Genomic DNA, 25,463 nt, shown 5'->3' with positions numbered 1-25,463 from the left:
CGCATTCTGTACACTCGTGGGAGGTTGCGCATGTCCCAGGCTGGTGCCGGGCGGCTGAACATGGTTCGGCTCGCCATCTTCTCGTCGCCGGTACTGGTCTTTCAGGCGCTGGAACTGCCCTGGCGCGTGTTTCTGCCGGTGTTCTTCTCGGAGACATTGGGGCTGCAGCTCGCCGTGGTGGCGGCGCTGATGATGTGGATCCGGCTGTTCGACATGGTCGCCGACCCGCTGGTGGGCTGGGCGAGTGACCGCTTCGCCACGCCGTGGGGGCTGCGCCGCCCCTGGATGATCGCCAGCGTGCCGCTGATCCTGCTCGGCACGTGGCAGACCTTCTTCGCGGCGCCCGGCATCGACATTTGGACGTTGGCGTCATGGTGCGTGGTGATGCATCTCGGCTATACGATGCTGATGGTACCGCACGGCGGCTGGGGACTGGAAGTCTCCGGCGACTATCACGAGCGCACGCGGATCATGGGCGCCAAAGTGTGGTTCGCCGCCGCAGGCATGCCGTTCATCCTGCTGCTGCCCACGATCCTCGAATCCTTCGGCCGCGCCGGCCGCGCCGCGCAGATCGGGGCGATGGGATGGGTGCTGATCCTGCTCAGCCCCGTGTCGGTGGCGCTGGTGCTTCGCTTCATTCCCGAGCCGCCGGTCGACCGTGCCGCTGCGCGCCGGGTCGCCAATCCGCTGCGCCAGTTTTGGGCGATGCTGCGCGATCGGACGCTGCTGACCATCCTGATCCTCTACGGCCTGATCGGCCTTGCCGACGCCGCCAGTGCCGGCACCTTCATATTCTTCGTCGAACAGGGATTGGGCCTCGGCCGCGCCGCAAGCGCGCTGATGCTGATCCAGGCGCTGGTAGCCCTGGTGTCGGTGCCGGTCTGGGCGGCGGTAAGCCGGCGGATCGGCAAGCGGGGCGCACTCGCCGCGGTGTTCGCCTGGCATGCCGTCCTGTCGCCGGTCGCGTTGCTGCTACCTGTCGGCCAGGTGATGCCGCTCGTGCTGTTCCTGATCGTTCGTAATTTCTCGTGGGGCGCCGACTATATGCTGCTGCGTGCACTGGTCGCCGATGTCTCGGGCCGCGACGCGGAGACCAGCGGCGAGCGCAAGTCGGGCAGCTATTATGCGATGTTCAACGTCACGCTGAAGCTTGCTGCGGCGCTCGGCATCGGAGCGGCGCTGTGGCTGTTGGCGCAGGCGGGCTTCGTGCCGGGTGCTCCGGCGGGCGAGGCCGCCGTCACCGCGATCCGGCTGATCTATGTGCTGCCCACCTGCCTGGCGGGCCTGCTGGGCCTCGCGATCTTGATGCGTTCCACACCGGAAGCTGCGCCGCCGCTCGCCGGACGCGCGGCGATCGCCTGACGGACCGCTGGCGGCCGGCCGATGACGCCCTTAACAAGTCCCATGGCTTCGACGATATCTTCGCCCGCTTCCGATGAGGATTCCAGCCGCCAGCGTGTTGTCGAGGAGGCAATTGCGCTGGTGGCAGCCGGCGGCGTCCGGGGCGCCACGCTGCGCGACGTCGCGGCGCGCTGCGGCGCCAGCGTGACGAGCATCGCCTATCTATTCGGCAACAAGGATGGGCTGATCGCCGAATGCTTCGCGCAGGTGGCCGCGCGCGACCGGGCGCGGCTTGCCACGCTGGAGGCGGAGGCGGAGGCAATGGCGATCGAGCCGGCGCTGGCCGGTCCGTTTCTCTGGACGCTGTGTGAGGAGGCATGCGGCGACCGACGCACCGACATGCTGGTGCTGATCGAATTGTGGCTATCGGCTGCTGCCAATCCGCGCTTCGCCGAGACCTGCCGCACCTGGTTGCGTGCGCGGCGCGATGCGTTCCGCGGTTTCGCCCGCCTGTTCGGCGCCGATCCGCTGGCGTTCGACATCCTGGGCCTGCACCTGCTCTCGGAGAGCAGCTTCGCAGTGAGCTGCCATGGCTCGGCAGCTTATCGGCTGCTCGCGCGCGCTGGTTTCGTCGAGGCTGTCGCACGCGTCGCCGGGCTAGGCAGCGCCGAGGCGGCGCCGGGGATCACGGCGCTGGCCGCGCGCTTCTTCGCCGATCCCGAAACCGGCGGCGCCCGTGAGTCCGACAGCAAGGGCGGGCGGGGCGCAGAGAGCCGCGCACGCATCGTCGATGCAGCCGCCTCGGTCATCGAGGAGGAAGGCCTGGCCGCGGTCACCAACCGTGCAGTCGCCGAACGCGCCGGGGTATCGCTCGCGCTCACCACCTATCACTTCAAATCGGTGACAGAACTCGCCTTCGCCGGCGTCCTACGCGTGTTCGAGAAGGTCAACGCCGGCTTTAGGCGCAATGCCGGCAAGCCGCCGCAGGCGGCAGCGATGATCGAGCGCATCCGGAGCCGCTCGCAGCCCTCCGGCGTCGAAGGGCTGCGCAGCCGCGGCATGGCGGAAATTTCGCTGGCCGCAGCGCGAAGCAGCGCGATCGAGCCGCTCGGCATCGCGATGCGGCGCCAGCGCGGCACGATCACGCATGCGAGTCTCGGCCGAGGCGAGCCGGGCGGCATCACCCGCACCCGGGCGGCATCGCACGCTTTGTGGTCCTCGGCTGCGTTTCTCACCGCTGCAGCGATCAGCGACTCGGAGGACCTCTACGACCTCGAGTCGCAGGCCCGAATCGCTGCCGCCCGCCTGCTCGAGATAGGCTGAACATCTGTTCGGATCGCCGCTCTCACGCGCTCGCATCTTTCCGGCTGGGCGCGCCTCGCATCACATAAGCCTGTAAAAAATAGGAATTCGCGTGCACGGCTTGAGGGCGCGAGGAATCTGCACTTTCGTTCGCGGCTGTCACAAAAACTGTACATTTGTTCTCTAACTATCCCCTCAACCGAGCAGGGGAGCCAATCATGAAGTCGCTATCGAGGAATACCGTTCTGTTGTGCAGCGCCGCCGCCGCTGGACTTTTGTTCGGCACTGCCGCCGCCCATGCGCAGACCGCCAGCGTCGAGAGTGATACGCCGAGCGGCGAAGTTCAGCCGGAAGATGATGGCGAGATCGTCGTCACCGCACAGCAGCGCGAGCAGCGGTTGGTCGACGTGCCGGTACCGGTGACACAGCTGTCAGGCGAACTGCTCGACACCTTCCGCATACAGGGCATGGGCGAGCTTTCGCTCTATACCCCTGGCCTGTTGATCCAGGAGCAGAGCGTCCAGCGCTCGGGCTTCAACCTGCGTGGCTTGACGCAGGACGATTCCAGCCCGGTGTCCGAGCCCAGCATTTCGATCTTCGTCGACGGCATCGACAACAGCCGTCAGGCTGGCGCGATCTCCGAGCTGCTCGACATCGACAACATCCAGGTGATCCGCGGCCCGCAGGGCACGCTGTTCGGGCGCGGCTCGGTGATCGGCGTGCTCGCGATCGAAACCCGACGACCGACCAACGAATTCTCGGGCTCGGTCTCGGCGGAGGTCGGCGAGTACGACCTGTTCAACGTCACCGGCATCGTCAACGCGCCGCTGGTCGATCAGAAGCTGGCGGTACGCGCGGCGGTGCGCTTCAAGAAGCGCGACGGCGTCGTCCGCAACCTCGCCATCCCGGACGGCACGCTCAACGGCATCGACACTTTCTACGGCCGCGGCACGATTCGCTTCACGCCGACCGAGCAGATCACCTCGGACCTGATCTTCACCTATCAGGAGGATCACCCGCCCGCGACGCAGTTCAAGTCGATCGTGGTGGCGCCGGCCGGCGGCGACGTGAGCCCTTTCACTCCGGCCGCGCAGGACCGGCCGGACGCGGGGATCGACCGCACCGCCTGGGGCCTGACCTGGGACAACCGCATCGAGCTGTCCGACGCGCTCTCCCTGCGCTCCTTCACCGGGTTCCGCCGCGTCAAGGCGGCCGAGCGCTGGGACGGCGATGGCACCGGCTATGCTTATATCATCGGCAACCAGTTCACGCTGCAGAAACAGTATAGCGAGGAGCTGCGCCTCAGCTGGCAGCCCGATCCGAGCTTCACGGTCGTCGGCGGCGGCAGCTGGTTCCACGAGAAGGTGGAGGACACGATCGCGCTCGGGCTGAACGAGCAGTATATGCTCGGCAGCTTCCCGATCATCACCGCGCCCACGCGGCCGGTCACCGCCACCACCAGCCTGGGCGGCCGGCCGGTGACGTCGATGAACTACAACGCCCAGATGCGGAACAACGACCGCACCAGCCTGTCGGCCTATGTCAACGTCTCAAAGACCTTCTTCGACCGGCTGACGATCGACGCCGGCCTGCGCTACACCCATGACGACGCGACCACCGATGCCGCCGCGATCCGCCGGTCGTTCGACGACGTTGCGCCGATCGCGCTACCCTTCGGCCTTTTCGGCAACTCGAACGGCGTGTTCGTGAGCAGGAACAACAAGTTCAGCTTCTGGACGCCGCGTGCCGCGGTCTCGTTCAAGATCCTGCCGGACCTCAACATCTATGCCGGCGTTGCGCGCGGTCTGCGCTCCGGCGTGGTCGACGCCACCTGGAGCCGGTCCGCCATCTCGCTCGCCACCTTCAACATCGTCCAGCCCGAGGAGGTGATGAACTACGAAGCCGGCATCAAGTGGAAGTTCGGTCCGATGAACGCCGACCTGACCTTCTTCAAATATGACTATACCAATCTGCAGGTGCGCGATCCCAGCACCATCCTCGGCAGCCTCACCAATGCCGGCAAAGCGGAGGGCAAGGGCTTCGAGGCCTCGCTGCGCGGCGGGGTGATCCCCGGCCTCAACCTGATCACCAGCTATGCCTATACCGATGCGGGCTACACGCTGTTCTTCGACTCGACTGGCCGAGACCTTTCGGGCAACCGCTTCCGCCTGTCGCCCGAGCACAAGGCCTCGCTCGGCCTGGCCTATGAGCGACCGGTCACCGAAATGCTGAGCGTCACCGCACGACTGACCCAATTCTATCAGTCCAGGACCTTCTTCAATGCCGACAATCTGCCTTACGAATCGCAGGGCGGCTATGGCCTCACCAATATCGGCCTCGGGCTGACCAGTCCCGAGCGGGGCTGGCGTGTCGAGGCCTATGTGAACAACCTGTTCGACAGGGATTACCTTCTCGACCTCGGCAACACTGGAAAATCCTTCGGTCTGCCGACCGCGATCCGCGGCGAGCCGCGCATCGCCGGCATCCGCTTCAATTACGACTTCTGAAGGGAGCCACAGGCATGACTCCCACTCAGCCCGGCCGCCGCCGCTTCCTTCGGGCGGCGGGTGCTGCAGCAGCAGGCTCGCTGCTGCCCCCCAGCATCGCCCGAGCGCTCGCGATTCCAGCCAACCGCCGCACTGGCACGATCAAGGATGTCGAACACATCGTCATCCTGATGCAGGAGAACCGCTCGTTCGACCATTATTACGGCACCCTGCGCGGTGTGCAGGGCTTTGCCGACCCGCATCCGGTGCCGCTGCCCGGCGGTCGGCTGGTCTGGGAGCAACGCGACAGGGCGGGGCGGACGATCCTGCCTTTCCATCTCGACACCAAGGCGACCGCCGCGCTCAAGGTGGCCGACCTGCCGCACGGCTGGGAGGATGCCAACGGTGCCTCGCGCCAGGGGCGGTGGGACGGCTGGATCCCCCATAAGACCGAGCTTACCATGGGGCATTACCGGCGCGAGGACATCCCGTTCCAATTCGCGCTGGCCGAGGCGTTCACGATCTGCGACGCCTATCATTGCTCCGTCCATGGCCAGACCAATCCCAATCGTCTGTTTATCTGGGCCGGCGGCAACGATCCGCGGGGGACCGGCGGCGGCCCTGTGGTTGCGAATAGCTCGGGCGTCGCGCTCGATTCCGGCATCCAGCTGACGCCTGAAATGGCGGAGGCCGCCAAGCACCACAAGATCGATCCTGCCGTGCTCGCCAACTACGGCAAGGGCCCGCGCTATCGCTACAGGACCTATCCCGAGCGGCTCGAGGAAGCCGGAATCCGCTGGAAGGTCTATCAGGACCCAAAAGACAATTTCTGGGGGCTCACCAATCCCGCCGTCGCCTTCCAGGCTTATAACGACGCCAAGCCGGGCGAGCCGCTCCACGACAAGGCGATGTCGCGCTGGACGCTCCACGACCTGCGCGCCGATGTGCTCGCCGACCGGCTGCCGCAGGTCGTGTGGATCGCCTGTCCGCAGTCGGACAGCGAGCATCCCGAAGGATCGAGCCCGATCGAGGGCGCCAACTTCACCGCCCGCGTGCTCGACGCGCTCACCGCCAACCCGGAGGTCTGGTCGAAGACGGTGATGTTCCTCACCTTCGACGAGAATGACGGTTTTTTCGACCATGTGACGCCGCCTTCGCCGCCGGGCTTCAACCCGGACGGCAGCCGCGGCGGCGCTTCGACCGTCGACGCCACCGACGACATCCATAGCGACAAGCTGCCCTATGGCCTCAGTGTGCGCGTGCCGATGACGGTGATCTCGCCATGGAGCACAGGTGGCTGGGTGAACTCGCAAATCTTCGACCACACCTCCGTGATCCGCTTCATCGAGACGCGGTTTGGCGTTGAGGAGCCCAATATCACGCCCTGGCGCCGTGCCGTATGCGGCGACCTCACATCGGCCTTCGACTTCTCGCGGCACGAGGCGGGACGCGTGGCGCTTCCCGACACCAGCGATGCCGTCGCGCGGGTGGCGGCCGCCCTGAAGCTGCCAAAGCCGCTGCCGCCCGCGCAGGGCGCGCTGCCTGGTCAGGAGCCGGGTACGCGTCCCTCGCGGGCGCTGCCCTATGCGCCGGTGATCGAGGAGGCGATCGAAGGCGACCTGCTACGGCTGCGCTTCGGCAATGCTGGCAAGACGGGGCTGGTTTATCAGGTGCACGATCTTGATGATCTGGACGCGCTGCCGCACCATTATACGGTCGAGCCAGGAAAGGCGCTCAGCGGCACCTGGCGGTTGCGCGAGCGGGGGTATCGTCTGCAAGTCCGCGGCCCCAACCGCTGGTTTCGTGAGCTGCGAGGCGGCGCAACGGCTCCGCTTTCGCTGTACTGCCGCGATGCCGGCCGCGACGGACTCGTGATCGATCTCGTCAATGCCAGCAGCGGAACGATCGCTCTGCGCTGCCGCGATCTGCTCGGCGGAACGAAGGAGACAAGCGTGATGGTGCCGCCGCGCGGTGCGACGTGGACGATTCCTGTCGGTGCGACCGGCGGCTGGTATGACGTCGCGCTCGAATCGTCCGATGGCTCGTCGTTCTTGCGCCGGCTTTCCGGCCGGATGGAAACCGGGGAGGATTCGATCAGTTGGCCGGGAAGCGGCTTCTATCCAAAATGATCCTCGACGTGGCCGCTGCGGGCCATGTCGGACTCCGCAGAACTTCGATTACAATCGGGCGGCTCTCTACGGGTGTGTTGTACTGCGAGGCTGAGCACTTGCCCGTAGGTGAAGGCATGTTTGGCTGCTATCGTAGCGCTACAGCTTAGATGTAGTGCTCATCATCATCGGGCGTGGCCCGCGTTCTGGCCAGAATGGTCGATTTTACGAACGGCTGGCCGCCGAAGGCCGCCGATTTCCCTCTATAGCCCGAACAGGAAACTGATCTGCCTTGGAAGAACTGGTCCAATTCTGAAGAGAGCTCTGCGGGGGCATGGGAATTGGATCAGTTTTTCCGAAGCAGACCACTTCGAACTCGGCGGTCAGACCTTCCGCTTCTTCCCCTCGAAGCCGTCCTTCACATCATTGACCCAGGCGACGATCTCCCGGTCGCTCCACCGCGACGCGAACGGCGACAGCTTGTAAGGCGCGGGGAACTTCCCTTCCTGGATCAGCCGATAGATCATCGACTTGCCGAGACCGACGCGGCGCTTGACCTCGTCGAGCTTGACGAAACGATCCGGAATCTCAATCTCGGCGCTCATTTTCCGGTGGAGCGGCTGCGAACGAAACTGCGATCGCTCTCGAGGAAAGCCGCCAGCATCGCAGGAATGAGTTCGGTGACGGATTCTTCGCGGCCGTAGGCTTCGGCATAGAGTGCGGCATATTGCTGCAGCATAAGGTGAAGATCGGGCGTGACGGTGATCGCCAGCTTGACCGGAGTCCTGTCGGGCAATCTGCCCAGTTTCAATTCTGGCATGAATTCCTCCTATTCCGTCCAGCGAGCCAGGATGAGATCGCGATGCACAACCAACCGGACTGGCGCGCCAGGCCTTATCGTGATGGTCGGCTGGATTTGCAGGTTGCGGGACGTGATCTGGTCGCCGGCGCGCGACACGTTCTGCTGCGTCGATTCCCGTATCGCCTGGACGAGATCGCTCTCCCCGGAGAAGGTCACGTTCGCCCCCACGCCGAGCAACGTCGAGATCGCGACGCCCTTGAGCAGTGTCCAGGTGTGGAAATCCACTTTGTCCGCGAGCCCGGCATAACCGGACGGGTCCGTTGCAGGCACGTTGTCGAGCCGGATCGAACTGCCATCGGGCAAGATGATCCGCTGCCACACGACCAGCGCACGCTTCTGCCCGAAGGCGACGACACTATCGTAGCTGCCGATCAGCCGCGCGCCCTGCGGAATGAGGAGGATGCTGCCCGTCGCACTGTCAAAGACCCGCTCCGTTACCTGGGCAGTGACCAGACCGGGCAGGTCGGACCTGAGCCCGGTGATCAGGCTGGCGGAGATGACACTGCCCGCGGACAGCATGTTCGGCGACGCCGGCGGGCTCAGCCGATGCGCGTTGACATCGCCGCCGGTGTCGCGCGCAGCGACGAAATCAGTCTTGCGCTGTTGGGCATTGGGGTCACGATCGGGATCGATCGCGAGCCGCGACGCGTCGGGGACCGGGACGGATGGCATGGATGGCGTCGCATCGGCAAGGCGGCCCGGATCGGTGCGATTGCCCGATTGTACCAGCACCCCCGACTCACGTGCTGCCTTCAGTTCTGCAGCCCTTCGATCCCGTTCGATCACCGCTGCCTGGTCAGTACGCGCCGCTTCACCGCCCTTCGGCCCGATACCCAGAGCGCGCTGATGCTCGAGGATCGGCCGGCCGAGGTCGCCCGGCAAAGGTGGCCCGAGCTTCGGTACGTCACCATAGCTGTCCGGCAGACGATCGAGGGTGTCGGCGGGCGCCTTTGCCGCAACCGGCGGGTCATCGGCTTGTCCAGCGATGTGCAATGCGGACGGCCGCAGGGCTACCCAGGCCGTCGCCATCAGGCTGACGGAGCCAAGCGCCGCGATTCCCACAATCGCCCCTCGCTTGAAGCGGATCGCCGGCGCGGGCTGCGCGCGCAGCGCCAGCGTTTCCGGATCCACCTTGGCCGGGATGGCTGGGGCTTCGGGTGCCGGCGGGGATGCTGCCTCGGCGGTCATGATCCCCTCCGCTTGGGCGCACCTTCCGCCACCCGGCGGATCTGGACAATCTGTTGGTGCTTCGTGCCGAGGCGAAGTTCAGCGACGTCGAAGATGCGATCCACGACATAGAAGCGACCCTTTACGCGGTAGTTGACGAGTTGAGCCTCGCCCTTCCCGTCCACCAGAAAAATTGGTGGCGCTTCGCCGACCGCCAGCGTCGCCGGAAACTCGATGAAGGTCTGGCGCCCATCGTCGAACGCGCGGAGCGGCCGCCAGGCGGGTCGATCGCCCGACACGGCATAGTTGAAATGAAGCTGCTCGACCTCGACCCCGGCCGCCACCGGTGCCGCCGCCTCGGCGGCCGCGGCCGTGCGCTTCAAGGCGATCAGCGCGTCCTGCGGATAAGTCCACGAAAGCGCGGCCATCGCCGACTTCGTCCTGCTGGTCAGGTTGAGGTGATAGGTCCGCCGGTCGGTAGTAATGACGAGGTTGGTCGCCAGGCCGGCACTGAACGGTTTGACGAGCACATGCGTCCGCCGTTCCGTGGCCGACCCGCTGATGGTATCGCCGATCACCCAGCGCGCCGTGTCGCCACTGGCCACGGCGACCAGCGTCTCACCCGGTTGCAAGGCGATATCGGTCACTCGCTCGGGTGCGGTGATGACATGATAGATGGCGCCGTCGGCGAACGGATAGACCTGCACGGCGTTGATGAAGCCCTGCGCGACGGGTTCTATCGTCCGCGCGCCGTCGGCGCCGACAATCGGCGTAGAAGCGCGCTTGGAACTATCGCGTGGCGAAGTAGCCCCCGCGCTGGTGTCGGCAAGGATCAGGCAAGGCGTCAGCAGCGCGGCGATTGCGAGCGTTCTCGTCATGGCTGAGTCTCCGGATTGACGGTCGGTGAAACGGCAAGGTTCGGGTCGAGCGGCGAGCCGAGCGGCACGTCGCTGGGCGGCGGCGCGGTGCGCGTAGGCGCAGTCGACCCCGCAGGCTCGAGTTCGCGGCTCCAGTCGATCGCGTCGATGTAGATGCCAAGCGGGTTCTTCCGGAGCGTGTCGGCGGATACCGGCGGCTTCATCTGAATCGTCAGGATGCCGGTCCAGTGGGAGGAGCCTGCCGCGCTCCCGCGCTCATAGGCGGTCTCGGTCCACTTCACCTGGAAGGAGCGATCCGATGCACGGATGACGCTGGTCACCTGGACCGAAACGGTGCGCTGGCCGATCCCGGCAAACGGATCCGCCGCCCGCGCATAATCGCTGAGAAACTGGCTTCCGCGCGTCGTGGTAAAGGCAAAGGCCGAGAGCCAGTTACGGCGCATCAGCACGGGATCGAGCGAGACGCCGCGGACATTCTCGACGAACTTTGCCAGATGCCAGGCGATCTGGGGATCGGTGGGGCGGTAGCCGACTTCGACCTCGGTCACGGCCCGTGCCTCGCCCAGGCGATCGACCTCGACGACATAGGGCGTGACCCGGCTCTGCAGCGACTGCCAGATGAGTGCGCCCGACATGGCGGTCGACAGCGACAGCGTGCCGAATGCCATCAACCGCCAGTTGCGGGCCTGGACGCGGGCCGACCCGATGCGGTCGTCCCAGACCTGGCCGGCGCGTTGATAGGGCGTCTCCGGTTGGGGTGTCTGCGCGTAGCGCTGGACGGCGCGCTTAAAGAGCATGGGATATGAAAATCATGGCTCAATCTTCCCTTTCCTTGATGTCGGGGGTGGCAGAAGCGCCGCCGCGATCGCCTTCCTTCAGTGTCTGAAGCGCGACATCGCGGTGGTGACGGGCGTCCTGCTGGCGACGCAGCGAGCGTGCCCAGGACGGCGCCGCATCGGCGACGGCATTCGAAGATGACGCTGTCGAACCGGCCCCGCCGTTGAGCAGGCCCCAAGCGGCGTCGCGCCCGCGCTCGGCGGCCTCACCCAATCCCAGCGTCGCCGACGCTTTCTGGCGAACGGCGTTCCCCGCCGCCCGCGCCATGCCGCCGATGCCGGCGCCGAGGCTCGAAGATCCGGCCGCGGTCTGGCCGAGCTGGTAGGAGGCAGAAGCCGCCGAACCCATGGTCGTGCCGGCCCGGATCGCACCGAGCGCGGCCCCGCCAAACGCACGGACCGCGCCCATCGCAGCGCCGCCGCCAAGCGCGACGACACCGGCCGCGCCAATGGTCGTGCCGACCGCCGCACCTGCGCCCAGTTGCGGAGCGCCCGCGACGAGGCCCGAGGCGATGCCGGGACCGAAGATCCCGAGGCCGAACAGCGTGAGCGATGCCAGCACAAGGCTCATGGCCTGGCCGATGTCGGGTTCCTGGCCCTGGAGCGCGGTCGTGAACTCGCTGAAAAAATTCGAGCCGATGCCGACGATGACGGCGAGCACCATGACCTTGATGCCGGAACTCAACACATTGCCGAGCACGCGCTCCGCGAGGAAGCTGGTCCGGTTCCAGAGCGCGAACGGCACCAGCACGAAACCGGCGAGCGTCGTCAGCTTGAACTCGACGATGCACACGAACATCTGCACGGCGAGGATGAAGAAGGCGATGATCACGATCGCCCATGCGAACAGCAGCACGATGATGGTCAGGAAATTGTCGAAGAAGCTGGTGAAGCCCATCAGCTTCGAGACCTGGTCGAGCATAGGCCATGCCGCCGAGAAGCCGGTGCCGGCGAGACGACCGGGTTTCAGCAGATCATCCGCCGAGAGCGTGCCGCCGCCGGCAGTCAGGCCGGCCGCCGCAAAGGAGCGGAAGATGATGTCGGCGAGCGTCGAGAAGCGGTTCAGGATGAACGCGAACGCGCCGATATAGAGGATCTTCTTGATGAAGCGGCCGATCACGTCCTGCTCGCCGCCCATCGCCCAGAACAAGCCGGCGAGCGTGATGTCGATGCCGATCAGGGTCGTCGTCAGGAAGGCGACGTCGCCGCCCAGCAGCCCGAACCCGCTGTCGATGTAGCGGATGAAGGTCTGCAGGAACCGATCGATGACGTTCAGGTCGTTCATGGGAAAATCCTGTGAATGAAGCCGCGGGGTCCGATCTGGGGAGCGCAATCGAACCCCGCGGCGGCAGCGGCGAAGAGGCGAATTCGCCGCTGCCCGCGCACCGGCTCGGGCCTATTGGCCAGGAGGCAATTGGCTGTAGGCCGAGCCGGAACCGAGGAATTTGGTGGTCGCGGCGCGTGCGTCGATCTCGGCCTGCGCGCGGCGAGCCTGCTCGATCGTCTGCGCCCGGTATTGTGCCGCCATCAGGTTCTGGATCTGGAACTGCTGCTTGGCGGTCAGCGCGAGCAACTGGTTGGTCGCCTGTTGCGCTTGCAGCGCGCCCTCGGCGCTCTGGCTCCGCGATACGATGCTGTTCAGGGTCTGCGCGTCAGCCTGGACATTCTCGGCGACCTGCGCCTGCACGCCCATCGTCTGCCTGTAGGCCGTCATCTCGGTGTCGAGCCGCGTCCGCGCGGCGACAACATGGCCGTTCATGGTCATCGCCTGGTTGAAGCTCTGGGGAAAGAGCTGGCGGAATTGCTGGTCGAGATCCTCGACACGAAACTGGATGCCCTGCGCCTGACCCATCAACTGGTCGATCTGCTGGAGCGTTTGCGTGATCGCCTGGATTTCGGGAAAGCCGATCGTGGTGAGATTCTTCGCCTGGTTGATCAGGCTCTGGGCCTCGTTCTGCAGCGAGCGGATCTGGTTGTTGACCTGTTGGAGGGTTCGCGCGGCAGTGAGCAGGTTCTGGCTGTAATTGCTCGGATCGAACACGGTGAACTGCGCATGGGCGGGCGCGCTTGGCTCGATCAGTGCGCAGGCCAGCGAGCCGATGGCGCCGGCGCCGAGCGCGGTCGCCAACAGATATTTACGGATCGGGATACGCATCACATGTTACTCCTTGGCTTGGGGGGCGGGGAAATCGGCGAGGAGGCCGGCGGCCCAGTCAAGACCGGCCCCTTCAAGGAAGCGGGCCGCGAAATCCTGCGCGCCGTACTCGGTCAGCAGCGCGTCGATGCGCGCCTGGGTCGCGGGATCGGAGGCGCCGCACAGCGCCAGCGCAATCGGGCCGAGGCCGAGTTCGAACAGGCGGTTGCCGCGTGCGGATTGCAGATAATAATGCCGCTTGGGGGTGGCGCGGCTGACCAGCTCGATTTGGGCGGAGTTCAGGCCGAACCGCTCATAGGCGGCGCGCGACTGCGGCTCGATAGCCCGGTCGTTGGGCAGCAGTATGCGCTGCGGGCAGCTTTCGATGATGGCCGGCGCGATACTGCTGTCGGCGATGTCCGCTAGGCTCTGCGTTGCGAACAGCACCGCGACATTCTTCTTGCGCAGGACTTTAAGCCATTCGCGGATGCGGGCGGCGAAGAGCGGATGGTCAAGGAAGATCCAGGCCTCGTCGAGCACCAGCAAGGTCGGCCGTCCGTCGAAGCGCTCCTCGAGCCGGTGGAACAGATAGGTCAGCACCGGCGCGACGACGCCGGCTTGTCCCATCAGCGACTCGGTCTCGAAGCACTGGACGTCGGCGAGCGCGAGATGCTGCTCGGCCGCGTCGAGCAGGCGGCCATAGGCGCCGTCGAGCGTGTAGGCGGTGAGTGCGGTGCGCAGCGCATTCGATTGGAGCAGCATGGCGAGGCCGGTCAGCGTGCGCTCCTCCGGGGGCGCCGATGCGAGACTGCCCAGCGCCGACCAGACGGCGTCCTTCACCTCGGGGGTCACCATGACCTTCTCGTGCGCCAGCAGTGCCGCGATCCATTCCGCCGCCCAGCTCCGCTCGCTCGAATCATCGATCCGGCGCAGCGGCTGGAACGCCAGCGTCTCGCCGTTGTCCGTGCCTAGGCCGAGGGCATGATGGGCACCGCCCATTGCCAGCACCGCCGCGCGCGCCGAATAGCCCTTGTCGAAGATATAGAGCTGGGAGCCGGTATAGCGCCGGAACTGCAGCGCGATCAGCGCCAGCAGCACCGACTTGCCAGCACCAGTCGGGCCGACGACGAGCATGTGTCCGACATCGCCGACATGGGTCGAAAGGCGGAACGGTGTCGATCCGCTGGTCTGCGCGCAGAGCAGTGGCGGCCCGCCGAGATGCCGGTTTTCCGTCGGTCCTGCCCAGACCGACGACAGCGGCATGAGATGGGCGAGGTTGAGGGTATGGACCAGCGGCTGGCGCACATTCACGTAGACCTGGCCGGGCAGCGACGACAGCCACGCTTCGACCGCGTTGACGCCTTCGCGCTTGGCAGTAAATCCGAGGCCGTTGACGATCCGCTCGACGGCGCGGACCTTGTCTTCGGCACGATCACGGTCGGCGTCCGACACCGTGATCGTCGTCGTCAGATAGCCGAAAGCGACATGATCGCCGCCAAGCGCCTGCAGCGCGAGATCGGCATCGACCACCTTGTTGTCGGCGTCGGTGTCGAGCAACTGGACCGGCTGGTTGTACATCACCTCGCGCAGCAGCGCGGTGATCGACTTGCGCTTGTTGAACCATTGCCGCCGGATCCTGGTCAGCACCTTGGTCGCGTCGGTCTTGTCGAGCGCGATGAAGCGCGTGACCCAGCGGTAGCCGAAATCCTGATGGTTGAGCGCGTCGAGGATGCCGGGCCGGCTGAGGTTGGGAAATCCCAGTACGGTCAGCGTGCGCAGATGGCGGTCGCCAAGCCTCGGCTCCAGCCCGCCCACCAGCGACGTGTCGGCGAGCAGCGCATCGAGATAGATCGGCGTTTCCGGCACGGCGACCGGGTGCTGCCGGCTGGAAATCGTGCCGTGGAGATGGGTCAGCGTCTCTGCGTCGCTCAAGGGGCGCACCTCAGGCATGAAGCCCGACAGGAGATCGAGCACGCGATCGGTCTCGGCGATGAAGCCCGCCAGGCTGGCGTGCCAGTCCCGCCCCTTCGCGTCGTCAGGCCGTTCGACCAGTGTTCGTCCCGCCGCGTCGGTGCTGTCGGCGGGTGGCAACCAGACCAGCGTGCCGTGAAAGCGGCTCTCGAAATGCTCGCCCTCGGCCTCGAACCCGGCACGCCGCTCCTGCTCGACCAGCCACGACGCTGCATCGGGAAAGACGCTCTCGGGATAACCGAGCGCTTCGCGCCGCTCGGCCTCGAAGAACAAGGCCCAGCCCGAGCCGAGGCGCTTGAGGACATTGTTCGCCCGCGCGCAGGCCGACACCAGTTCCGCCTCGGTCGCGCTTTCGAGATCGGGGCCGCGAAAGGCGAAGCTGCGCTGGAAACTGCCGTCCTTGTTGAGGACGACGCCGGGTGCGACCAGCGCGGCCCATGGCAGATGGTCGGCGAGCCGATCGGCACGCGACCGGTATTCCGCGAGGTTCAGCATGCCAGATATCCTTTCTGGCGCAGATGGCGAAGCAGCACGGGCACGAAGTCCGGGTCGCCGCGGGCAGCGAACACAGCGATGGTGTGGCCGATGGCCCAGATCGCGATCCCGACCGGCCATTGCTGCAAGCCCAGCCCGACCGCCGCCGCGACCGTGCCGTTGATGATCGCGATGCCGCGGGGCGCCCCGCCGAGCAGGATGGTTTGCCCCAGGCTGGCGTGGATCGGCACCTCGAAGCCAGCAACATGACCGTTGTCGATGTGGCTCACGCGACGAGCGCCCCGCCGCCGAAGCTGAAGAAGGACAGGAAGAAGCTCGAAGCGGCGAACGCAATCGACAGGCCGAAGACGATCTGTATGAGCTTGCGGAAGCCGCCGGAGGTCTCGCCGAATGCGAGCGCGAGCCCCGTGGAAATGATGATCAGCACCGCGACGATCTTGGCGACCGGTCCCTGGACCGATTCCAGCACTTGCTGGAGCGGCTCTTCCCAGGGCATGCCCGAACCGCTGGCGTATGCGCGGCTGGTCATGGTGATCGACAGGCCGAGCATCAGCCCGGTGGCGAAAAAGCCGTCGCGGCGGGGAATGCGAAAAATGTTCATGTCAGTCTCCTTGCAAGTCAGGGGTCAGGGTCGGGGTGAGATCGACGACGGCGTAGCCACCGTCGGGGTCGAGCCCGGCGACGCGGGCGATCGTCTCGACGCGCCGCGCGGTGCCGCGCCCGGCGATGAACACGATCATGTCGATGGCCTCGGCGACCAGGCGGCGCGGCACGGTGACCACGGCTTCCTGGATGAGCTGCTCGATCCGGTAGAGTGCGGAGGCAGCGCTATTGGCATGGACGGTCGCGATTCCCCCGGGATGACCGGTGTTCCAGGCCTTGAGCATGTCCAGCGCTTCGCCGCCGCGAACCTCGCCGACGATGATGCGATCGGGCCGAAGCCGCAGCGTCGAGCGCACGAGATCACCCATGGTGACGGCGGTGTTCTTGTCGGATGAGCTTGGCCGGGTCCTGAGGGCGACCGTGTCGCGCGCCGGGGATTGCAGCTCGCGGGTGTCCTCGATCAGGATCACCCGTTCGTCGAGATGGGCCATCTCGGCAAGCAGCGCGTTGGCGAGCGTTGTCTTGCCCGAACTGGTCCCGCCAGCGACGAGGATGTTGCGGCGGTCGACGACAGCGAGCGACAGGAGGCGCGCGGCCTCCGCCGACATGATGCCGTCGGTCACATAGTCCATCAGCGTGTAGATGCGGGCCGCGGGTTTGCGGATCGAGAAGCACGGCGCAGTTGAAACCGGCGGAAGGATTCCCTCAAACCGCTCGCCGGCGCCATGCCCGAGCGGCGGCAGTTCGGCCGACACGATGGGCTTGTCGCCATGCACCTCGGACCGGACATGGGACGCCACCAGCCGGATGATCCGTTCGACTTGGGGCGCATCGAGCGTCACGTCGGTATCGACACGGCCTTCGCCGAGGATATCGACACGCAGCGCGCCGTCGGGATTGACCATGATCTCGATGACGCGCGGGTCGCTGAGTGCGGCGGCAATTGCCGGCCCCATCGCGGTGCGCAGCATGGCATGGCGGCGCTCTGTCGAAACGCTGTCGGTGCGAGACGGCATCATGATGCGTCTCCATCGGCCTCAGGGGGAACAAGCGTCCGCCTGCCACCGGCGAGGTGGCGGCCGACCTGCGCGACGAACGCCTCGAACCGGTCGCGACCGATGGCGCGGGCAGCGGCATCGGCTTCGGGCAACGGCGCCGTCACCATCAGCTGGTAGCGGACGAACAGCGACAGGCTCTCCAGCAGCACATCGATGTCGCGCCGCGCGCCCGCGAGCTCGCGGGTCAGACGGTCGAGGCGAACCTTTAGGAGATCGTCGATTTCCTTTGTCCCGCGGCGCGCCAGCCAGTCTTTCAGCGCATCGTTGACGAGGTGGCTCTTGTTGCCGCGCGGACCGGCGGCGAGCGCTTCCAGCGCATCGCTGAGTTCGCGGTCGATATAGAGGTTCTGGCGGATCTTCATCGCGGCCTCAGAAATCCGGTATGAGGTCGCGCTTCGCGCCCTCGTTGATGGCATGACCCCGGACGACGGCGTTTTGCCCTTGCGCCTGGTCCATGGCGCGCTTGTCGGCGGCGACATCGTCGTCGTCGGGCACGATCTGGGGATCGCGCGTTTCGGCGGCGTCGGTCGCCTTGGAAACCTGTTCGGGAAGGCCGGGATGGCGCTGCTGCTGCATACCGCCATCGTCCTCGCCGCCTGCGGCGTCCTCCGCCTGGTGCAGCCGGTCATCGGTGCCGCGCACCTGGTTGGACCAGTCGTCGCCGCGCGACTTCGGCCGATCGACATATTGGCCTGACGCCAGCACCGGCGCGGGCGCGACGCGCGTCGCGAAGTTGGGATCGCGGAAGTAGCGCAGCTTGAACGCCCGGATCGGCGCGAGCCCGGAGACGAGCACAAGTTCTTCGTCGGGGGAAAGCTGCATGACCTCGCCCGGCGTCAGGAGCTGGCGGGCGGTCTCCTGGCGGCTGACCATGACGTGCGCGAGCCAGGGCGCGAGCCGGTGGCCGGCATAGTTGCGCATGGCGCGTTGCTCGGTCGCGGTGCCGAGCGCGTCGGAAATGCGCTTGGCGGTGCGCTCGTCATTGGTCGCGAAGGCGACGCGGACATGGCAATTGTCGAGGATGGCGTTGTGTTCGCCATAGGCCTTCTCGATCTGGTTGAGGCTTTGGGCGATCAGGAAGGCGCGGATGCCGTAGCCGGCCATGAAGGCGAGGCTGGTTTCGAAGAAGTCGAGGCGGCCCAATGCCGGGAACTCGTCGAGCATCATCAGGAACTGATGCCGGCGCGAGGATGTTCCGGGCTGGTCGAGTCGCTCGGTCAGGCGGCGGCCGATCTGGTTGAGCACAAGGCGGATCAGCGGCTTGGTGCGGCTGATGTCCGATGGCGGGATGACGAGGTAGAGCGACAAGGGGCGCTCGGCCTCGATCAGGTCGGCAATTCGCCAGTCGCAGCGCGAGGTAACCTCGGCCACGGTCGGATCGCGATAGAGGCCGAGGAAGGACATGGCCGTCGACAGCACGCCCGAACGCTCGTTCTCGCTCTTGTTGAGCAGTTCGCGCGCGGCGGAGGCGACGACGGGATGGACCCTGGGATTCTTGTCGTCGCCGAGATGATTGGTGGTCATCATCCGCTGGAGCGTGGCGACGAAGCTGCGCTGGGGATCGGACAGGAAGCTAGCGACCCGCGCCAGCGTCTTCTCCTCCTCGGCGTAGAGGATTTGGAGGATCGCCCCGACCAGCAGCGAGTGGCTGGTTTTCTCCCAATGGTTGCGGCGTTCGAGCGCGCCCTCGGGATCGACCAGGATATCGGCGATGTTCTGGACGTCGCGCACCTCGTCGATGCCGCGCCGGACTTCGAGCAGCGGATTGTAATGCGCCGACGCGGCGTCGGTGGGATTGAAGAGCAGGCAGTGCGAGAACCGCGCGCGCCATCCGGCGGTCAGCGTCCAGTTCTCTCCCTTGATATCGTGGACGACGGTCGAGCCGGTCCAGGACAGCAAGGTGGGCACGACAAGGCCCACGCCCTTGCCCGATCGCGTTGGCGCGAACGCCATGATGTGCTCGGGGCCGTCATGGCGCAGATAGCGCCCGCCGAGCGTGCCAAGCATGACGCCCGCATCGCGATGCAGCCCGGCGCGCTCGATCTCGCGGGGGCTTGCCCAGCGGGCGGAACCATAGGTGGTGACGTTGCTCGACTGGCGCGCGCGCCACAGCGAGCCGAAGATCGCCGCCGCGCAGCCGACGAAACCGCTGGCGCCAGCGAGCATGCCCGCCTTGTCGAAGACGATCGGGGCATAGGCATCATAGTGATACCACCAGCCGAACAGCGCCCAGGGATGATAGACCGGCACATTGCCAAGCCGGAACCACGGCAACCCCAGTTCGGGCTGATAGGCCAGCATTGCCGCTGCCCACTGTGTCGCGGCCCACACCCCCGCGATGACGATCGCGAAGACGACAAGGATCTGGCCGATGAGCAATTTGGTGGGTGTCACGTCGAGGCTCCCGCCCGCCGAACAGGATCGGCTGGGGCGGATTCAGACTCGGTGACATGCTCGAAAAACGGAACGGGGCTGATGGGTGCTGATGGGCTCGCGTCGGCCTGCTTTGGCCGAATGGTGGAACCGGAACCTATCCGGCAGGCGTCGTCCGGCGGTTAGAGGCCGGCGTCTGTCCGGAGCGTTTCGACGCGTTCGCGCGAAACAGTCTCGACGATATCGCGGAGAGCGCGGACCGACTGCGAAAGCGCGGCGAGGTCGTCATTGCCGATCTCGTAGCTGGCCGAATAGCGGGCCTCGACATACGCGCGCTTCAGCAGCTCGAAGCGGCGGCGGTCAATCCGGGTCGCGCGGGGCCATGCCTCGATCAGGCGGGGTTCGCTGTCCTCGGCGAGCGAACGCAGGAATTTGATGTTGTGTGAGCGCGGGAAATAGAGAGTGCGGACGAGAAGGTAGCAGATATAGGCCCGCTCCGTTACTTGATGGAGCAGGAAAGCCGCGTCTTTCAATTCGCCTTCCTGGAGTGCGAATGATGCCAGTTTGATTCCGCTGTCGATTTTGGCCAGCCAGTCTTGGAAGTAGGTGGACGCCATCTCATAGGCATCGGCCGCCGTCAGCGGCTGCGGCGTGGCAAGCGCACTCCCTGGCAATTCGTAGAGAACGATCCCGTCGCGAGCGATATCGACCCAGAAATATTCGCCCCGGCTCAGCGCCTGGTTCACCTCCTGCAGGGTATGGACGATGATATTCACTGGCCGCGTGATCGCGGTATCGCGCAGGATCTTGTCCTCGGCGACGTACCAGTAGTCGGCGATGTCGGTGAGATCGGGATGGCTGACGATGATCAGCAGATCGTAGTCGGACTGGTAGCCATTCTCGGGTTCATCGACCCAATCGTCCCGCGCATAGCTGCCGAACAGGATGACCTTAAGGATGCGGCCGTTCTTCTTCCACGGCTGGTTCGCGCGCCCCGTCGCCTCGGCGAACTCGCCCATCAGTAGTTGCTTCACCAGGTCCAGCTCACCTTGCTGGACCGAGGGCAGATGGTCTATTTCGCTTTTCACGAAACGGATTCTCGTGGGTAAGTGGGCTCTTAGCAAGCCTTCTATGTGCTGCTGCAGAAATATGCTGCCGACCCGGTTTTGGGAAAGATTGACTTCGAGCCTTGGCGCGGCCGCTGTTTAAGCCGGCTTACCTTCGTCAGTTCCTTATTTAGCAGGCTGCGGAAAAAGGCGCTTTCGTTGAGCTCCTTGAGGTGATTCATACGCCTTCGGCTGAGGTTGGAGGATTTGAGATGCGCGGCGGCGATTACCGGAGCGAAGGCCTGTTTTCCTACGTGAGCTGCGAAGCCCGGGTCCCGGCGAACCATCCACTTCGGGCGATTCGCGCGATCGTCGACGAAGCTCTCGAGGTGATGTCCGCTGATTTCGATGCGATGTATTCGCGCATTGGCCGGCCATCGATCGCGCCCGAGAAGTTGCTGCGCGCATTGCTCCTGCAGGCTTTCTATACGATCCGCTCGGAACGCCAGCTCATGGAGCAGATGGATTATAACCTGCTTTTCCGCTGGTTCGTCGGCCTGGCGATGGATGCGCCGATCTGGGATGTGACGGTCTTCACCAAGAACCGGGAGAGGCTGCTGGCCGGGGACATCGCCGCCAGGTTCCTGTCCGCGATCGTAGGGCAGTCTCGTGTGCAGGCGCTCCTGTCAGACGACCACTTCTCGGTGGATGGCACCCTGATCGAAGCGTGGGCCAGCATGAAGAGCTTCAAGCCCAAGGACGGCGAGGCTTCGGGCGGTGACGACGACGACAGCGCTTCGGGCACCGGTCAGAGCGGACAGGCAAAGGCCAAGGGGCGGAACGCCGAACGCGATTTCCATGGCGAGAAGCGAACCAACGCCACCCACGCCTCCACCACCGATCCTGACGCCCGCCTGTTCAAGAAGGCACGCGGCCAAGCCGCGAGGCTGTGCCACATGGCCCACGTCCTGATGGAGAACCGGCATGGCCTCGTCGTCGATGCGACGCTCACTCACGCCACGGGCACGGCCGAACGGGAGGCCGCGCTGACCATGCTTTCCCGCATGAAAGGGCGCCATCGCATCACGCTGGCGGCGGACAAAGCCTACGATACAGCCGGATTCGTCGCCGCCTTACGCGACATTGGCGTTACCCCGCACGTCGCCCAGAACAATGCCAACAGGCGATCCGCTATCGATAGACGCACCACCCGGCACCCTGGCTACGCCGTTTCGATGCGGATCAGGAAACGGATCGAAGAGGTCTTTGGCTGGGCCAAGACCAGCGGAAACCTGCGCAAGACCCGGCATCGAGGGCAGGACCGCGTAGGATGGAACTTCACGCTGACCGCTGCGGCGTACAATCTGGTTCGTCTGCCAAAACTGATGGCGAGGGCGTAGCTATGCGAGGAATCCGCCACACGGCGGGTTCTGGCAGCCAACGATTGCCACCTGATGCCGACTTCCCCAAACCGTTGCCCGATAAACCCTTCGAGCCCGGCGATCACCGCGCCTCAAGGAGGGTTTTTCCGCGCCCTGTTAAGCAAACTGGCTTTCGCTTAAATAGGGAAGCATACGCTTGAGCTGCCGCCGCGGCGCAAATCAGGAGAAAGGGGATACGGGTACTGGTCCCTCAACGCGCAGATCGCGCCCCAACACCCATAGGCTCGCCTGCTGGCTGTCTGATTTGACGCGCCCTCTATCGGGATCGAGAAAAATTTCTCGCCAGTGTCCAGAACGGTCTTCCTGCGGCAGATATGCTGGGTCGGACAAGATTGATGGTCTCGGTCGAGGAGTCGGGTCGATCGGACGATGAAGAGGGCACGATATGTCGAATCAAAAAGAATTGTTGACGCTGCACGGCCAGTTGCTGGCCGGTGATCTGCGTGCTGCCTCCAAAATCGTCGAATTGGTCATCGCGCCCTTGATTGCGATCGTGACTCGTGACGTGGCCGGGCTCCATGATCGCCAGGATGTGGAGGAAACCTGCTTCGACGCGCTATTCAAATATCTGGACGCGCCCAGCGGCTATAACCCTCAGCGCGCAGAGCTGACGACCTATCTCGCCGCCATCGCGAAGGGCAAGGCGAAGACGCTCCGCCGCGCGCAGACTCGCCGGACCAGGCACGAAGGCGAATATGCGGCAGGCGACGATGCGAACGCTGACGCCGAGGCGATAGATAAAGACGAGGGCGCGATGCTGCGCCGGCTCGAATGGAGCAGAATCCACGAACGATTCGGTGACAAACTGATCAAAGGCCCTGGGGACGCCGAGGTGTTTAGCCTCATGGCTACCGGTGAAGATTCGCTGTCCGTGTACGCGAAGGCGCTTGGGCTGTCGGTCGATGAGAACGGATTGAGCGAGGCGGGGAAGCGTGTGGAACGCATTAGGGGTCGAGTCCGCCGCATTGGTGAAAGGATGGGCGCATGAGTAATATGGATACGGTGATGGGTGGAAATCCGGCGGAAACAGAGCGTTTGGGGCGTGCGATGGCCCAAGCGGCTCGTAGTAGGTCCGATTTCATTGGCAGCGCCTTGGCGACCTGGGAACGTGCCAATCCCGGTCGGGCGGCTATCACCGAGCTGCGGTGCGACGATAACCAGCTGTGGCGGCTCGCGGTTACGCCGCGGCCGGCAGGTGCTGGAATGGCGCAAGCGGCCATGGAACTGGCCACGTCGCTGGGCGTGAATCCGCTCGCGCTCGTCAATATGCTACGCTTCGCAGAAAGCGCGGCGGCATTCGCGACTGCTAATGACGACGGCGAAATGCTGATGGCCGCGCTCGATGCGGATGAGGGGAAAGAGGATATCGATTGATGGCGTTTGACGCTGCCACGGTCGCAGCGCGAATGACAGCCGGAGCCGATCTTGTCGGCTCCGGTTTTCCGCGCGATCTCGCCGAGAGCGCGCCACTGACATTGCCCGTTTCGATTGTCATCCGGGCCAACCTCACCACCGCCGACATCGCCGAGACGCTCGCGGTCGCGACTGGTCGTGCACCCGCGCCGCTGCGGAACCGGCGGTTGCGCGGATGCCTTGTCGCTCATCGGGGATGCGGGATGATCTTCCTTGACGAAGATGATGCTGCCCTTGTGCGGTTCGCCCTGGCGCACGAGCTGGCCCACTTCGCCGGACATTATCTGACCCGGCGCGAACTCGCGATCGCGCGCCTGGGCCCTGGGATCGTCGATGTCCTTGATGGTGTGCGTGCGCCAATGGCTCAGGAACGACTTGCGGGCATCCTAACAGGCTGTCCGCTTGGCGCCTTTACTGACGTGATGGAACGCGATGATGGCGTGCCACTGACCGCGGCCGCTGAGATCATGGAATATGAAGCTGATGAAGCTGCGTTCCTCGCACTCGCCCCGATCGGCATCGTCATCGCGCGCACGATCGAGCGCGGCAACGGTGTCGGCCGCCAGGCGGTGACCATGACCTTGATCGAAGCCTTCGGATTATCGGCGAGCGACGCTGATCGTCATGCGCCACGCATTGTCAATGCGATCGGCCGCAGTTGGCCGTCGCTTGTCGAACAGCTTCGCAAGGCGGCGTCCGAGATGGAGCGTGAGCGGCATATGTAGGAGTGAAGGGAGTGCTGCGTGGCTGACCGAACTGTTGACCAAAATGTAGCGAAACCGTCGCCGCGCACGGCGGGGTCGGCGGCCGGGCGGAGCTATGCAGACGCGACCGGCGAGCGCATCGAGGATACGCTCGATATCAATAATTGGGATCCCGCCCACCGTATGGCGGAGCAGTTTGAACGGCTTCAGGGGGAAATCATTGCGGCGCAGGTCAGGGAAATGGAGGCTCGCCGTGAAATTCGAGAGCAGGCGTTCCCCCTGATCGCCCGCCGCGACGGTGCGCCTCGTGATGCTGGAGTGCACGAAGTCGAACTCGGCGAGTTGCGCACGGTGCAGCAGCACCTACTCTTCAGCGGCCACGTCCAGGCGGTCGATGGCGCCTCGGTCGTTCATCAGACGCTGCCGATGACGATCTTTCAGACAGCCATCGCACTCGCAACCTATCTGGGCGACCATGGCACCTGGGGCCATCGGGTATTTCAGAAGGACGTCAGGGTCTCAGGCCGGACCGCGCTTGACCGGACGCTCGCTTTGCTGGCCCAGCGCAAAGCTGCCGAGGATGCCGACGACGCGGGCGTGTCTGACATGCTGCGCCGCGGGCTGATGGCTAACGCGGAATTAGCAGTCATGGCGCGCAAAGCTGAGGCACCCTGGCGGATGGGCCACGGCCATCCATTGCCCAAGGAGTTGCTCACCGGCGCAGGCATGCCCGAACTGATAGAATTGTCGATCCCACTGTTTCGCGAGCTGCTGCTTGACCACAAGCGCTTTGTCTATGTCCCGCGCGGATCGAACAACCACCTGCTTCAAACTATCGGCGATGCACTGCTGCCCCTCGAATATGCGATTGTCGATGATCTCGACACCTACATGGACGGCGTGATCACACAGGGTCATTATGGAACGGTTCTCTTCCAGAACGCCAAGCGCATGCTCGAAAGCTTTCAGGCGGACGCCAGCGGGAAGCTCGTCGCCGGCGTCTTTCGCGTGTCGCCTCACTCCTCGAGCCAGGTCTTCTATGCGCACGCCGATCATGCGAGCGAAGCTGCCATCGTCGCGATGGCAGATGCGATACTGGTCGAAGCGCGTGGCTTTCCGATGTTGCTCGATCTTGCCGGTGGCATTTGCCGCGAGATGTTCCCATCCGACGCGATCTTCAAGCCGGCGGCGGCGGTCATGTCCCAATACCGCGCGTGATCCGCGCCTCACCCGTTCAGGAGAGT

General features: G+C 65.1%; 23 protein-coding genes. 9 read left to right on the top strand and 14 right to left on the bottom strand.

The genetic code is table 11. From position 1 onward, the window contains the following. The first annotated feature begins 30 nt into the window (after positions 1-30). The 4 genes from NX02_RS19000 to NX02_RS18985 all read left to right on the top strand — a co-directional run bounded on the left by NX02_RS19000 (position 31) and on the right by NX02_RS18985 (position 7,258). Positions 31-1,362, top strand: a complete 1,332-nt coding sequence (locus NX02_RS19000) for an MFS transporter (RefSeq protein WP_025293781.1) — start codon at positions 31-33, stop codon at positions 1,360-1,362. Between the two features lie 42 nt (positions 1,363-1,404). Continuing rightward, positions 1,405-2,664: a TetR/AcrR family transcriptional regulator gene (locus NX02_RS30870; protein WP_025293780.1), complete on the top strand. Its 1,260-nt coding sequence runs from the start codon at positions 1,405-1,407 to the stop codon at positions 2,662-2,664. Positions 2,665-2,861: 197 nt separating this feature from the next. Beyond that, positions 2,862-5,150 (top strand): TonB-dependent receptor, encoded by a 2,289-nt coding sequence (locus tag NX02_RS18990; protein WP_084717938.1) that lies wholly within the window; start codon positions 2,862-2,864, stop codon positions 5,148-5,150. A 14-nt stretch (positions 5,151-5,164) separates the two neighbouring features. Next, positions 5,165-7,258, top strand: a complete 2,094-nt coding sequence (locus NX02_RS18985) for a phosphocholine-specific phospholipase C (protein WP_025293778.1) — start codon at positions 5,165-5,167, stop codon at positions 7,256-7,258. A 362-nt stretch (positions 7,259-7,620) separates the two neighbouring features. Here NX02_RS18985 and NX02_RS18980 read toward each other — a convergent pair whose 3' ends face one another. The 14 genes from NX02_RS18980 to NX02_RS18915 form a co-directional block, all read right to left on the bottom strand. Continuing rightward, positions 7,621-7,842: a helix-turn-helix transcriptional regulator gene (locus NX02_RS18980; RefSeq protein ID WP_025293777.1), complete on the bottom strand. Its 222-nt coding sequence runs from the start codon at positions 7,840-7,842 to the stop codon at positions 7,621-7,623. Beyond that, entirely contained in the window at positions 7,839-8,057 is a 219-nt protein-coding gene (locus tag NX02_RS18975; protein WP_025293776.1) for a DUF2274 domain-containing protein, read from the bottom strand. The genes NX02_RS18980 and NX02_RS18975 overlap by 4 nt, the downstream gene beginning before the upstream one ends. A 9-nt stretch (positions 8,058-8,066) precedes the next feature. Further along, on the bottom strand, positions 8,067-9,287 hold the full coding sequence (locus NX02_RS18970; RefSeq protein WP_025293775.1) for a TraB/TrbI/VirB10 family type IV secretion system protein: 1,221 nt from the start codon (positions 9,285-9,287) through the stop codon (positions 8,067-8,069). Next, positions 9,284-10,144 (bottom strand): P-type conjugative transfer protein TrbG, encoded by an 861-nt coding sequence (gene trbG, locus NX02_RS18965; protein ID WP_025293774.1) that lies wholly within the window; start codon positions 10,142-10,144, stop codon positions 9,284-9,286. Before trbG ends, NX02_RS18970 begins: the two co-directional genes overlap by 4 nt. Continuing rightward, positions 10,141-10,941, bottom strand: coding sequence for a conjugal transfer protein TrbF (gene trbF, locus NX02_RS18960; RefSeq protein ID WP_025293773.1), 801 nt, complete (start codon positions 10,939-10,941; stop codon positions 10,141-10,143). The genes trbG and trbF overlap by 4 nt, the downstream gene beginning before the upstream one ends. Before the next feature lie 19 nt (positions 10,942-10,960). Continuing rightward, entirely contained in the window at positions 10,961-12,265 is a 1,305-nt protein-coding gene (gene trbL, locus NX02_RS18955) for a P-type conjugative transfer protein TrbL (protein ID WP_025293772.1), read from the bottom strand. A 111-nt stretch (positions 12,266-12,376) separates the two neighbouring features. Continuing rightward, positions 12,377-13,135 carry a P-type conjugative transfer protein TrbJ gene (gene trbJ / locus NX02_RS18950; protein WP_025293771.1) on the bottom strand — a complete coding sequence of 253 codons (759 nt, stop codon included), beginning with the start codon at positions 13,133-13,135 and terminating at the stop codon, positions 12,377-12,379. A gap of 6 nt (positions 13,136-13,141) precedes the next feature. Beyond that, positions 13,142-15,580 (bottom strand): conjugal transfer protein TrbE, encoded by a 2,439-nt coding sequence (gene trbE / locus NX02_RS18945; RefSeq protein WP_025293770.1) that lies wholly within the window; start codon positions 15,578-15,580, stop codon positions 13,142-13,144. Further along, entirely contained in the window at positions 15,574-15,849 is a 276-nt protein-coding gene (locus NX02_RS18940; RefSeq protein ID WP_245648643.1) for a VirB3 family type IV secretion system protein, read from the bottom strand. The genes trbE and NX02_RS18940 overlap by 7 nt, the downstream gene beginning before the upstream one ends. Next, positions 15,846-16,181 (bottom strand): TrbC/VirB2 family type IV secretion system protein, encoded by a 336-nt coding sequence (locus NX02_RS18935; RefSeq protein ID WP_025293768.1) that lies wholly within the window; start codon positions 16,179-16,181, stop codon positions 15,846-15,848. The genes NX02_RS18940 and NX02_RS18935 overlap by 4 nt, the downstream gene beginning before the upstream one ends. 1 nt (position 16,182) lies before the next feature. Beyond that, positions 16,183-17,202 (bottom strand): P-type conjugative transfer ATPase TrbB, encoded by a 1,020-nt coding sequence (gene trbB / locus NX02_RS18930; protein WP_425424014.1) that lies wholly within the window; start codon positions 17,200-17,202, stop codon positions 16,183-16,185. Further along, positions 17,199-17,603 carry a hypothetical protein gene (locus NX02_RS18925; protein ID WP_025293766.1) on the bottom strand — a complete coding sequence of 135 codons (405 nt, stop codon included), beginning with the start codon at positions 17,601-17,603 and terminating at the stop codon, positions 17,199-17,201. Before NX02_RS18925 ends, trbB begins: the two co-directional genes overlap by 4 nt. A gap of 7 nt (positions 17,604-17,610) precedes the next feature. Next, entirely contained in the window at positions 17,611-19,635 is a 2,025-nt protein-coding gene (locus NX02_RS18920) for a conjugal transfer protein TraG (RefSeq protein ID WP_025293765.1), read from the bottom strand. Between the two features lie 161 nt (positions 19,636-19,796). Continuing rightward, positions 19,797-20,633, bottom strand: coding sequence for a HEPN domain-containing protein (locus NX02_RS18915; RefSeq protein WP_245648642.1), 837 nt, complete (start codon positions 20,631-20,633; stop codon positions 19,797-19,799). A gap of 299 nt (positions 20,634-20,932) precedes the next feature. On the opposite strand from NX02_RS18915, the gene NX02_RS18910 reads away from it, so the two are divergent. The 5 genes from NX02_RS18910 to NX02_RS18890 all read left to right on the top strand — a co-directional run bounded on the left by NX02_RS18910 (position 20,933) and on the right by NX02_RS18890 (position 25,437). After that, positions 20,933-22,060: an IS5 family transposase gene (locus NX02_RS18910; protein WP_025293763.1), complete on the top strand. Its 1,128-nt coding sequence runs from the start codon at positions 20,933-20,935 to the stop codon at positions 22,058-22,060. Positions 22,061-22,487: 427 nt separating this feature from the next. Further along, a complete protein-coding gene (locus NX02_RS18905) occupies positions 22,488-23,090 on the top strand; it encodes an RNA polymerase sigma factor (RefSeq protein WP_025293762.1) in 603 nt (200 codons plus the stop codon). Further along, positions 23,087-23,476: a hypothetical protein gene (locus NX02_RS18900; protein WP_158014086.1), complete on the top strand. Its 390-nt coding sequence runs from the start codon at positions 23,087-23,089 to the stop codon at positions 23,474-23,476. The genes NX02_RS18905 and NX02_RS18900 overlap by 4 nt, the downstream gene beginning before the upstream one ends. Then, the gene (locus tag NX02_RS18895) at positions 23,476-24,240 is read left to right on the top strand and encodes a hypothetical protein (protein WP_158014085.1); all 765 of its coding nucleotides are present in this window, start codon (positions 23,476-23,478) and stop codon (positions 24,238-24,240) included. The genes NX02_RS18900 and NX02_RS18895 overlap by 1 nt, the downstream gene beginning before the upstream one ends. Before the next feature lie 18 nt (positions 24,241-24,258). Further along, complete coding sequence (locus NX02_RS18890) at positions 24,259-25,437, top strand: hypothetical protein (RefSeq protein ID WP_158014084.1); 1,179 nt, start codon at positions 24,259-24,261, stop codon at positions 25,435-25,437. The last annotated feature ends 26 nt before the right edge of the window (positions 25,438-25,463 follow it).

It is taken from the genome of Sphingomonas sanxanigenens DSM 19645 = NX02, from assembly GCF_000512205.2.
Taxonomy (GTDB): Bacteria; Pseudomonadota; Alphaproteobacteria; order Sphingomonadales; family Sphingomonadaceae; genus Sphingomonas_D; species Sphingomonas_D sanxanigenens.
The sequence above is the reverse complement of the archived record's forward strand: the minus strand, read 5'-3'. Positions and strand labels throughout refer to the sequence as shown.